The organism is Herbaspirillum sp. VT-16-41 (genome assembly GCF_001994935.1).
GTDB classification, from domain to species: Bacteria; Pseudomonadota; Gammaproteobacteria; order Burkholderiales; family Burkholderiaceae_D; genus Herbaspirillum; species Herbaspirillum frisingense.
This window is the reverse complement of record NZ_MUXB01000079.1, coordinates 211387-223024: the sequence shown is the minus strand read 5'-3', so window position 1 is coordinate 223024 and position 11638 is coordinate 211387. Positions and strand designations below refer to the sequence as shown.

The window sequence follows — 11638 nt, the reverse complement described above, 5'->3', positions numbered from 1 at the left end:
AGTACAGCGGGCAATGCAGCGTTGCGTGGAGCGATGGGTGCAGCCAGGAATGCAGCTGACGATGCAGCGAGCAAGGCAGCCAGTGTGGCACCGAATGCCGAGCGCGCCAAGCGGGCGTCCCTGCATCCAGTCATCCGACATCCAGCCTGCGCCTTTTTGCACGATACCTTGCCAGCTCATCGGGCGGAATCGGACGGAACCCTCCCGGCCCCGTCAGACAACGTCCGACAAGCCGGCGCCCCATGTCATCCATTACAATCCGGGCATTGCAGACAGGCCCGCAGAGGAACGAATCATGAAATGGGAAGGCAATCGCGAAAGCGACAATGTGGAAGACCGTCGTGGTGAAGGTGGCGGCGGAGGAGGCGGCTTTGGCTTCGGCGGCCGCTCCATCGGCCTGGGCACCGTGGCCGTGGCACTGGTGGCGTCGTACTTCCTGGGCATCAACCCGCTGACCATGCTCAACCTGCTCTCCGGCGGAGGCGGCCCGGTACCGGTGCAGCAACAGGCGCCGGCCCACAAACCCTCGCCCAACGACCAGATGGCGCGCTTCGTTTCCACCGTCCTGGCCGACACCGAAGACACCTGGGGCCAGATCTTCGCCGCCAACGGCAAGCAGTATGCGCGGCCCAAGCTGGTGCTGTTTTCCGGCAGCACGCCGACCGCCTGCGGCACCGGCCAGACCGCCACCGGTCCCTTCTATTGCCCGGGCGACCAGAAGGTCTACATCGACCTGTCCTTCTATGAACTAATGAAGCAGCGTTTCAAGGTCTCCGGCAACTTCGCCCAGGCCTATGTGATCGCCCATGAAGTCGGCCACCACGTGCAACACCTGATGGGCATCTCCGACAAGGTCGATGCGGCCCGCCGCAATGCCAGCGAAAAGCAGGCCAATGCCATGTCGGTGCGACTGGAACTGCAGGCCGACTGCTTCGCCGGGGTCTGGGCCTTCCACGCCAACCAGGCGCGTCACATCCTGGAAGAAGGGGACATCGAAGACGCCCTGCACGCCGCCTCCGCCATCGGCGACGACGCCCTGCAGCGCCAGGCGCGCGGCGTGGTGGTGCCGGACTCCTTCACCCACGGCACCTCCGCCCAGCGCGTGACCTGGTTCAAGCGCGGCATCAACGAAGGCAAGGTCAGCGCCTGCAATACCTTCGCGGCCAAGGAGCTGTGAACCCATCCTGGGCGCACATCGGGCGCGCCATACCCGACATCGAACGCAACATCGAACACGACAACACAACGAGGAGACTGAACCCATGACCCTGTCCAACTGGTGCATCCTGATCGCCGGCCTGATGCCGGTGTTCACCATCGCGGTGGCCAAGCGCGGTCGCAAGGACTTCGACAACGCCGAACCGCGTGCCTGGCTGGACCAGCAGACCGGTGTGCGCCGCCGCGCCGACTACGCCCACCGCAACCACTTCGAGGCCTTCCCCTTCTTCGCCGCCGCCGTGCTGGTGGCGCAGCAGGCCGGTGCCGCCCAGGGCCAGATCGACATCGCCAGCGTGGTCTTCATCGCCGCCCGCCTGCTCTATACCCTGTTCTACCTGAACGACAAACCCTCGGCCCGCTCGGCGGTCTGGGCGGTCGGCTACCTGAGCGTGATCGCCCTGTTCGTCATCGCCGCCCGCGCCTGACCGGGAGCCCACCATGAGCCACCCCGCCGCCCAGCAACTGGCCCCCATGCGCGAGGCCCTCACCGCCCTGTGCGAGCAACGCGCCAGCATCGCCACCCTGTGCGCCACCTGGCGCGCCCGTGACGACGTGATGCAGGCCCTGCCACCCCGCTACCAGCAGGTCGCCGAAGACCTGCTGGGCCGCCTCGAAGCCGGCAGCCTCTTCACCGAGGAAAGCTGTTCCTTCAGCCAGAAGGACCTCACCGACAGCCTCGCCACCTGGCTGGACAAAGCCGGGCAGACCCTGTCAGCAAGCTGACCCGATCTGACCTGCTCCACCGGAAGAACTAGTTCTTCCGGTGGGCAGCCTGCCCTTACTGCCTCCCTCTTCTCCCTTCCCCCGCCTCTCCGTCGGACCGATGTTGCCGGCCTGCACCGATCGCTAAGCTGGACCCATCGATCAACATCCGCAGGAGGCTCCATGTCCGACCAGCGCAAGGCCTATGGCGTGCTGGGTTCCAGCACGCTCGCATTCACTGTCTGCTTCACCATCTGGATGCTGTTCGGGGTCATCGGCATCCCCATCAAGAATGCCCTGCACCTGAACGAAACCGAATTCGGCCTGCTCACCGCCATGCCGGTACTGACCGGCTCCCTGATCCGGGTGCCGCTGGGTATCTGGACCGACCGCTACGGCGGGCGCATCGTGTTCTTCATCCTGATGCTGTGCACGGTGGTCCCGATCTGGCTGATTTCCTACGCCACCGCCTTCTGGCACTTCCTGGTACTGGGCCTGTTCGTGGGCCTGGCCGGCGGTTCCTTCTCGGTCGGCACGCCCTATGTGGCGCGCTGGTTCAAGAAGGAACGCCAGGGCCTGGCCATGGGCGTGTTCGGCGCCGGCAACTCGGGCGCGGCGGTCAACAAGTTCGTGGCGCCGGTGCTCATCGCCGCCGGTGGCTGGATGCTGGTGCCCAAGGTCTATGCCGCCCTGATGCTGGCCGCAGCCCTGCTGTTCTGGCTGGGCTCGTCGACCGACCCGGCGCACCAGGTCAAGTCCGACACCGGCTTCATGGACCAGGTGCGCATGCTCAAGGACCCCAGGGTCTGGCGCTATTGCCAGTACTACTCGGTGGTCTTCGGCGGCTATGTCGGCCTGAGCCTGTGGATGGTCAAGTACTACGTCACCGAATACGGATTCGACATCAAGACCGCCGCCCTGCTGGCGGCCTGCTTCTCGCTGCCGGGCGGCGTGCTGCGCGCCGTGGGCGGCTGGCTCTCCGACAAGTACGGTGCCTACCAGGTCACCTGGTGGGTGATGTGGGTGTGCTGGGTGGCCTTCTTCCTGCTGTCTTATCCACAGACCGATTTCGCCATCCAGACCGTGGGCGGCACAAGGACCTTCCACATCGGCCTGAACCCGGTGCTCTTCACGGCGCTGCTGATGGTGGTCGGCGTAGCCATGGCGGTGGGCAAGGCCTCGGTCTTCAAGTTCATCTCCGACGACTACAGCGGCAACATCGGCGCGGTCTCCGGCATCGTCGGCCTGGCCGGCGGGCTGGGCGGCTTCATCCTGCCGATCCTGTTCGGCGTGGTGCTGGACGTCACAGGCGTACGCAGCTCCTGCTTCATGCTGCTCTACGGCACGGTCTGCATCTCGCTGGTGTGGATGCACTTCCAGTTCCGCCGCGAAGGCCTGCAAGCGCCACGCAAGGCCCTGGCGGCCGACTGATCCCTTCCCATTTCAAGGACACCTCATGAACCACGTACTCACGCGCTGGGAGCCGGAAAACCCGGACTTCTGGCGCAAGCAAGGCGAGCCGGTCGCCAACCGCAATCTCTGGATCTCCATCCCCTGCCTGATGCTGGCCTTCGCAGTCTGGATGCTGTGGAGCGTGGTGGCCGCCAACCTGGACAAGGCCGGCTTTCACTTCAGCAAGGACCAGTTGTTCTTCCTGACGGCCTTGCCCGCCCTCTCGGGCGCCACGCTGCGCATCTTCTATTCCTTCCTGGTACCGGTGTTCGGCGGGCGTCGCTGGACCGCCATTTCCACCGCCAGTCTGCTGATCCCCGCCATCGGCATGGGCCTGGCCCTGCGCGACCCCGGCACCAGCTACTCCACCCTGCTGGGCCTGGCCTTGCTGTGCGGGCTGGGCGGCGGCAATTTCAGTTCCAGCATGGCCAACATCAGCTTCTTCTTCCCCAAGGCGCGCAAAGGCTACGCCACCGGCATGAATGCCGGCATCGGCAACCTGGGCGTCTCGGTGGTGCAACTGGTCACGCCGCTGGTGATTTCCTCGGCCGTGTTCGCCACCTCCATCGCCGGCCAGGGGGTGCTCTTCCATGATCCCAAGAGCGGCCTGGACAGCAGCTACTGGCTGGCCAATGCCGGCTTCATCTGGGTGCCCTTCATCGTCGCCGCCACCCTGGCAGCCTGGTTCGGCATGAACGACATCGCCTCTGCCCAGGCGTCGCTGGCCGACCAGGCGGTGATCTTCAAGCGCAAGCACAACTGGCTGATGTGCTGGCTGTATGTCGGCACCTTCGGCTCCTTCATCGGTTTTTCGGCGGCGTTTGCGATGTTGATCAAGGCCCAGTTCCCGGAGGTGGAAGTCGCCCGCTTCGCCTTCCTCGGCCCGCTGGCCGGTGCCCTGGCGCGGCCGCTGGGCGGCATGATCTCGGACCGCATCGGCGGCGCGCGCGTCACGCTGTGGGTGTTCCTGGCCATGGGGCTGACCATCCTGCTGGGCATCCTGCCGGCCCTGCATACGCACCAGTTCACGCTGTTCCTGGCCTCCTTCATCGGCATGTTCATCCTCACCGGACTGGGCAATGGCTCGACCTTCTGCATGATTCCCATCATCTTCCAGACCGAGCGCGAGCGCGCTGCCGCGGGACAAGGCGAGGCAGCGCAACAGCAGGCCCGCCTGGATGCGGGCAAGGAATCGGCGGCCGTACTGGGTTTCTCCGGTGCCATCGGCGCCTATGGCGGCTTCTTCATCCCGCAGAGCTTCGGCACCTCGATCAGGATGACCGGCGCGCCGGACATGGCGATGCTCGTCTTCGTCGGCTTCTATGCCAGCTGCATGCTCATCACCTGGTGGTACTACGCCCGCAAGGGCGCGCCCATGCCGTGTTGAGATGGCCCTAGTTCTTTCGAACTAGCCCGCCTCCGCCGCCTGGATGGCTGCCCTGACCAAGCCGGTGAATAGGCAGGGACGGGGCGCCTGCCTACACTTTCCAACCATCAAGACTGCCCATATCGAAAACGCAGGTGGGGTACTCACCCACGCAACCGAGGATTCACAATGAGTCATTTTCTGGACCGATTGAAGTTCATGTCGCGGGTGAAGTCCACCTTCGCCGATGGACATGGCGCCGTGGTCGACGAAGACCGCCAATGGGAAAACGCCTACCGCAGCCGCTGGCAGCACGACAAGGTGGTGCGCTCCACGCACGGGGTCAACTGCACCGGGTCCTGCTCCTGGAAGGTCTATGTCAAGAACGGCCTGATCACCTGGGAAACCCAGCAGACCGACTACCCCCGTACCCGTCCCGACCTGCCCAACCACGAGCCGCGCGGCTGCCCGCGTGGCGCCTCCTATAGCTGGTACGTCTACTCCGCCCAGCGGGTGAAGTACCCCATGATCCGCGGCCGTCTCATGCAACTGTGGCAGGAGGCGCGCCGCACCCTGGGCCCGGTCGAGGCCTGGGCCGCCATCACCAGCGACCCCGCCCGTGCAAAAAGCTACAAGTCGGTGCGCGGCCAGGGTGGCTTCGTGCGGGCCGACTGGGATACCGCCAACGAAATCATCGCCGCCGCCAATGCCTACACCATCAAGCAGTATGGCCCGGACCGGGTGATCGGCTTCTCGCCCATCCCGGCCATGTCGATGGTGTCGTACGCGGCCGGCGCCCGTTACCTGAGCCTCATCGGCGGCGTGGCCCTGTCCTTCTACGACTGGTACTGCGACCTGCCGCCCGCCAGCCCGCAGATCTGGGGCGAGCAGACCGACGTGCCGGAATCGGCCGACTGGTACAACGCCACCTACCTGATGGTATGGGGCTCCAATGTGCCGCAGACGCGCACCCCCGACGCCCACTTCTACACCGAGGTGCGCTACAAGGGGACCAAGACGGTGGCGGTGTCCTCGGACTTCGGCGAGATGGTCAAGTTCGGCGACATCTGGCTGGCCCCGCGCCCGGGTACCGACGCCGCGCTGGCCATGGCCATGGGCCATGTGATCCTCAAGGAATTCCACCTGCAGCGCCCCTCGCCCTACTTCCGCCACTACGTCCGGCAATACACCGACCTGCCCATGCTGGTACGACTGGTGGAACGCGAGGGCCGCTACCTGCCGGAGCACCTGCTGCGCGCCTCGCAGATGCCCGGCCAGCTGGAAGAAGCCAACAACGCCGACTGGAAGACCCTGGCCATCGATGCCACCACCGGCCAGATCGTCGCGCCCAACGGTTCCATCGGCTACCGCTGGGGCGAAGGCCAGGTCAACGACGGCGCCAAGCTGGGCCGCTGGAACCTGGAAAGCCGGGACGGTCATTCCGGTCGCGAGATCGAGCCGCTGCTCTCGCTGGTGGACCAGCACGACGAGGTGGTCGCGGTCGCCTTCAACTACTTCGGCGGGGACGATGCCGAGCAATTGCAGACGCGCCGCGTGCCGGTACGCCACGTGCGGCTGGCCAACGGCAGCACCGCACTGGTGGCCACCGTGCACGACCTGATGATGGCCAACTATGGCGTGGACCAGGGTCTGGGCGGCCAGATTGCGCAGTCCTATGACGACGACATTCCCTACACGCCGGCGTGGCAGGAGAAGCACACCGGCGTCAAGCGCGAGCTGGTGATCCAGGTGGCACGCGAGTTCGCGCAGAACGCCCACGACACCGAGGGCAAGAGCATGGTCATCGTCGGCGCCGCGCTCAATCACTGGTACCACAACGACATGATCTATCGCGGCATCATCAACCTGCTGATGATGTGCGGTTGCGTGGGCAAGTCCGGCGGTGGCTGGGCGCACTACGTGGGACAGGAAAAGCTGCGCCCGCAGTTCGGCTGGGCGCCGCTGGCCTTCGCCACCGACTGGGTGCGCCCGCCCCGGCAGATGAACGGCACCAGCTTCTTCTACGCCCACACCAGCCAGTGGCGTCACGAAAAGCTGGGCCTGGACGAGATCGTCGCCCCCACCGCCGACAAGGACAAGCTGGCCGGCATGAGCATGATCGACATGAACGCACGCTCCGAACGCATGGGCTGGCTGCCCTCGGCCCCGCAGCTGGAAACCAATCCGCTGGACGTGTGCGACGCCGCCCAGGCGCTGGGCCAGACCCCGCAGGACTATCTGAAGGCAGCCCTGAAGTCCGGCACCGTCAACATGAGCTGCGACGACCCCGACAATCCGAAGAACTTCCCGCGCAACATGTTTGTCTGGCGCTCCAACATCCTGGGCAGTTCCGGCAAGGGCCACGAGTATTTCCTGAAATACCTGCTGGGGACCCAGCATGCGCTGTTCGACGACGCCGGGCAGGCCATCCGCCCGGCCGAGGTCAAGTACCGGGAAGAGGCTGCCGAGGGCAAGCTGGACCTGCTGGTGACGCTGGACTTCCGCATGAGCACCACCTGCCTGTATGCCGACATCGTGCTGCCCACCGCCACCTGGTACGAGAAGGATGACCTCAACACCTCGGACATGCATCCCTTCATCCATCCGCTTTCGGAAGCGGTGCAACCGCTGTGGGAGAGCAAGACCGACTGGGAAATCTACAAGGGCATCGCCAGCAAGTTCAGCCAGATCGGTGGCGAATACCTCGGCACCCGCAGCGACATCGTGCTGCAGCCGCTGATGCACGACACCCCGGCTGAACTGGGCCAGCCCTTCGAACCGAAGGACTGGAAGAAGGGCGAATGCGACCTCATCCCCGGCAAGACCGCCCCCAATTTCATGGTGGTGGAACGCAACTACCGAGACATCTACAAGAAGTTCACCTCGGTCGGCCCGCTGCTGGACAAGCTGGGCAACGGCGGCAAGGGCATCAACTGGAACACCGAACATGAGGTGGGCGAACTGGGCGCACTGAACAGGCGCGTCACCGAGCCCGGCGTCAGCCAGGGCCGCCCACGGCTGGACAGCGCCATCGATGCCTGCGAGATGATCCTCAGCTTCGCTCCCGAAACCAACGGCCATGTCTCGGTCAAGGCCTGGGAAGCACTGGGCAAGATCACCGGGCGCGACCACACCCACCTGGCGCGGGGCCGCGAGCACGACAAGATCCGTTTCCGCGACGTCCAGGCGCAGCCGCGCAAGATCATCTCGGCGCCGACCTGGTCAGGTCTTGAGTCAGAAGAGGTCAGCTATAACGCCGGCTATACCAATGTGCATGAACTCATTCCCTGGCGCACCCTGAGCGGCCGCCAGCAGTTCTACCAGGACCACCGCTGGATGCTGGATTTCGGTGAAGGCCTGTGCGTCTACAAACCAGCGGTCGATACCAAGACGGTCGCCCCCATGCTCGGGCGGCACCCCAATGGCGAGAAGGAGATCGTGCTCAACTTCCTCACGCCGCACCAGAAGTGGGGCATCCACTCCACCTACTCGGACAACCTGCGCATGCTCACCTTGAGTCGCGGCGGGCCGCATGTCTGGATTTCGGAAGACGACGCCAAGGCCGCAGGACTGGTGGACAACGACTGGGTCGAAGTCTTCAACAGCAACGGTACCCTGACCGCGCGCGTGGTGGTGAGCCAGCGCATCCCGGGCGGCATCTGCCTGATGTACCACGCCCAGGAAAAGATCGTGAACACCCCCGGTGCACAACTGAGCGGCAAGCGTGGCGGCATCCACAACTCGGTCACGCGGGCGGTGCTGAAGCCCACCCACATGATCGGCGGCTATGCGCAACTGGCCTATGGTTTCAACTACTACGGCACCGTGGGCAGCAATCGCGACGAGTTCATCATCCTGCGCAAGATGAACAAGGTCGACTGGCTCGACGGCAGCCTGCAAGAAAGGACGGCATCATGAGAATTCGCGCACAAGTGGGCATGGTGCTCAACCTGGACAAGTGCATCGGCTGCCACACCTGCTCGGTGACCTGCAAGAACGTCTGGACCAGCCGCGACGGCGTGGAATACGCCTGGTTCAACAATGTCGAGACCAAGCCCGGCATCGGCTATCCGAAGCAATGGGAAAACCAGCAGAAGTGGCAAGGCGGCTGGACCCGCACCACCGCCGGCCAGCTGGAGCCGCGCCAGGGCGGCCGCCTGCGCATCCTGGCCAACCTGTTCGCCAATCCCAACCTGCCGGCCATCGACGACTACTACGAGCCCTTCACCTACGATTACGAACACCTGCAGAAGGCGCCCCTGATGCAGACCCCGCCCACGGCGCGGCCGATCTCGGTGCTGACCGGCAAGAAGATGGACAAGATCACCTGGGGGCCGAACTGGGAAGACGATCTCGGCGGCGAGTTCAGCGCCCGTAGCCAGGATGCGCTGTTCGAGGGCGTGCAGAAGGAGATGCACAGCAGCTTCGAATCGACCTTCATGATGTACCTGCCGCGCCTGTGCGAACACTGCCTGAACCCGGCCTGCGTGGCGTCCTGCCCCTCGGGCTCGATCTACAAGCGCGAGGATGACGGCATCGTGCTGGTGGACCAGGACAAGTGCCGTGGCTGGCGCATGTGCATCTCCGGTTGTCCGTACAAGAAGATCTACTACAACTGGAGCTCCGGCAAGGCCGAGAAATGCACCTTCTGCTATCCCCGCATCGAGGCCGGCCAGCCCACCGTGTGCTCGGAAACCTGTGTCGGGCGCATCCGCTACCTGGGCGTGCTGCTGTATGACGCCGACCGCATCGAGGCAGCAGCCTCGGTGGCCGACGAGCAGGCGCTCTACCAGGCCCAGCTGGACTGCTTCCTCGACCCGCACGACCCGGCCGTGATCGCCGAGGCGCGCCGCCAGGGCATTGCCGAGAGCTGGCTGGAATCGGCACGTCGCTCGCCGGTGTACAAGATGGCCATGCAATGGAAGATCGCCTTCCCCCTGCATCCGGAATACCGCACCCTGCCCATGGTCTGGTACATCCCGCCGCTGTCGCCGATCCAGAAGGCCGCCGAGGCCGGCCACATGGGGATGGACGGCATCATCCCCGACGTGAAATCGCTGCGCATCCCGCTGCGCTATCTCGCCAACCTGCTGACCGCCGGCCAGGAAGCACCCATCCTCAACGCCCTGCAACGCCTGCTGGCCATGCGCGCCTACAAGCGCGCCCAGACGGTGCACGGCCGGCAGGAAGAAGCGCTGCTGCAGCAGGTCGGCCTGCAGGCCGACGAGGTCGAGGACATGTACCAGACCCTGGCCATCGCCAACTACGAAGACCGTTTCGTGGTCCCGTCCTCGCACAAGGAAATGGTGGAAGACAGCTTCAACGACAAGGGCAGTTGCGGCTTCAGCTTCGGCAACGGTTGTTCCGGTGGCGTCTCCGGCGGCAGCCTGTTCGGCAAGAAGCCGCAAGGCAGCGTGATCTTCGTGGACATGCCCAAGTCGCGCAAGAAGTCCCCCGTCACCGAATGAATGGAGCCCCTGTCATGACTTCCCACGTCAATCACGCGGCCGGCAGCGGCACGATCTACCGCGTCGTCTCGGCACTGATGAGTTATCCCCAACCGGAACTGATCGCAGCACTGCCCGAGATCGAACAGGCCCTGCAGGGCGAGGCGGCGCTAGCGGAGGCCTTGCCGGCGCTACAACCGTTGCTGCACCACCTGCAATCCGTCCCGCTGCTCACCCTGCAGGAAAACTACGTCGATACCTTCGACCGCAGTGCCGCGCTGTCGCTGCACCTGTTCGAACACATCCACGGCGAAAGCCGCGACCGCGGCCAGGCCATGGTCGATCTGCTGGAGGAATACCGTAGCCAGGGCCTGGAGCCGGCTACCAGCGAGTTGCCGGACTATGTGCCGCTGTTCCTGGAATTCCTGAGCCTGCTGTCACAGGACAGGGCCGCCCTGCTGCTGGGCGAGGCGATCCATGTGCTGGCCGCCATCGGCCAGCGCCTGCAGCGCCGGGACAGCCCCTACGCCGCGCCCTTGCTGTTGCTGACCCGGCTCACCGAGGTCGTGCCACGCGAACAGGACGATCCACCAGTGCGCGACATGGACGAGGCCATGGAAGTCTTCGGCCCCGGCGCCGACGGCGTGGAACCCCTGCTCAAACCTGCGCCGGGCGGCGTGCAGCCGCTGCACTTCCATCCCCGCCAGCAGGCCCGTCCCACAGTACAGTCCGCCACCCAATCCGCCCCCGGGAGACCAGCATGAGCTACCTGCATCAATTCCTCTACGGCATCTACCCCTACATCGCCCTGGCGGTGTTCCTGCTGGGCAGCCTGCTGCGCTTCGAGCGCGAGCAGTACACCTGGAAGAGCGACTCCTCGCAACTACTGCATGCCGGTCGCCTGCGACTGGGCAATATCCTGTTCCACGTCGGCGTACTGGGCCTGTTCTTCGGTCATCTGGTGGGCTTGCTCACGCCGGTGGCGGTATGGGATGCCGTGGGCGTGAGCCACGCTTTCAAGCAACTGGTCGCCATGGCGGCCGGCGGCGTGTTCGGCACGCTCTGCCTGCTGGGGCTGGCGATCCTGATCCATCGCCGCCTGACGGACGCGCGCATCGCCGCCGTCACCCGCCCCTCAGACAAGCTCCTGCTGCTGTGGCTGCTGGTCACGCTGTGCCTGGGCCTGTCCACCATCGTCGAGTCGGCCCAGCACCGCGACGGCCACATGATGGTGTTGCTGATGACCTGGGCGCAGCACATCGTCACCTTCCGGGGTGATGCCGCCGGCTTCATCGAAGGTGCGCCGCTGCTGTTCAAGCTGCACCTGTTCATGGGGCTGACGCTGTTCGTGATCTTCCCCTTCACGCGGCTGGTGCATGTGTGGAGCGGCTTTGCCTCCATCACCTACCTGAGCCGGGCCTGGCAACTGGTCCGCCCGCGTTGAGCAAGGAGA

General features: G+C 65.0%; 9 protein-coding genes. All 9 read left to right on the top strand.

The window, feature by feature from the left end; genetic code table 11:
* Nucleotides 1-295: 295 nt before the first annotated feature.
* The 9 genes from BTM36_RS05940 to narI all read left to right on the top strand — a co-directional run bounded on the left by BTM36_RS05940 (nucleotide 296) and on the right by narI (nucleotide 11629).
* On the top strand, nucleotides 296-1177 hold the full coding sequence (locus BTM36_RS05940; RefSeq protein ID WP_077235562.1) for a neutral zinc metallopeptidase: 882 nt from the start codon (nucleotides 296-298) through the stop codon (nucleotides 1175-1177).
* An 85-nt stretch (nucleotides 1178-1262) separates the two neighbouring features.
* Nucleotides 1263-1643: an MAPEG family protein gene (locus BTM36_RS05935; protein WP_006464296.1), complete on the top strand. Its 381-nt coding sequence runs from the start codon at nucleotides 1263-1265 to the stop codon at nucleotides 1641-1643.
* Between the two features lie 13 nt (nucleotides 1644-1656).
* Nucleotides 1657-1941 carry a hypothetical protein gene (locus tag BTM36_RS05930; protein ID WP_077235561.1) on the top strand — a complete coding sequence of 95 codons (285 nt, stop codon included), beginning with the start codon at nucleotides 1657-1659 and terminating at the stop codon, nucleotides 1939-1941.
* Nucleotides 1942-2103: 162 nt separating this feature from the next.
* A complete protein-coding gene (locus BTM36_RS05925) occupies nucleotides 2104-3351 on the top strand; it encodes a nitrate/nitrite transporter (RefSeq protein WP_077235560.1) in 1248 nt (415 codons plus the stop codon).
* 25 nt (nucleotides 3352-3376) lie between these two features.
* Nucleotides 3377-4759, top strand: coding sequence for a NarK family nitrate/nitrite MFS transporter (locus BTM36_RS05920; RefSeq protein WP_077235559.1), 1383 nt, complete (start codon nucleotides 3377-3379; stop codon nucleotides 4757-4759).
* A gap of 168 nt (nucleotides 4760-4927) precedes the next feature.
* Entirely contained in the window at nucleotides 4928-8656 is a 3729-nt protein-coding gene (locus tag BTM36_RS05915) for a nitrate reductase subunit alpha (RefSeq protein ID WP_077235558.1), read from the top strand.
* Entirely contained in the window at nucleotides 8653-10206 is a 1554-nt protein-coding gene (gene narH, locus BTM36_RS05910; protein WP_077235557.1) for a nitrate reductase subunit beta, read from the top strand. The genes BTM36_RS05915 and narH overlap by 4 nt, the downstream gene beginning before the upstream one ends.
* 14 nt (nucleotides 10207-10220) lie before the next feature.
* The gene (gene narJ / locus BTM36_RS05905) at nucleotides 10221-10949 is read left to right on the top strand and encodes a nitrate reductase molybdenum cofactor assembly chaperone (protein WP_077235556.1); all 729 of its coding nucleotides are present in this window, start codon (nucleotides 10221-10223) and stop codon (nucleotides 10947-10949) included.
* Nucleotides 10946-11629, top strand: a complete 684-nt coding sequence (gene narI / locus BTM36_RS05900) for a respiratory nitrate reductase subunit gamma (protein ID WP_077235555.1) — start codon at nucleotides 10946-10948, stop codon at nucleotides 11627-11629. The genes narJ and narI overlap by 4 nt, the downstream gene beginning before the upstream one ends.
* Nucleotides 11630-11638: the final 9 nt, after the last annotated feature.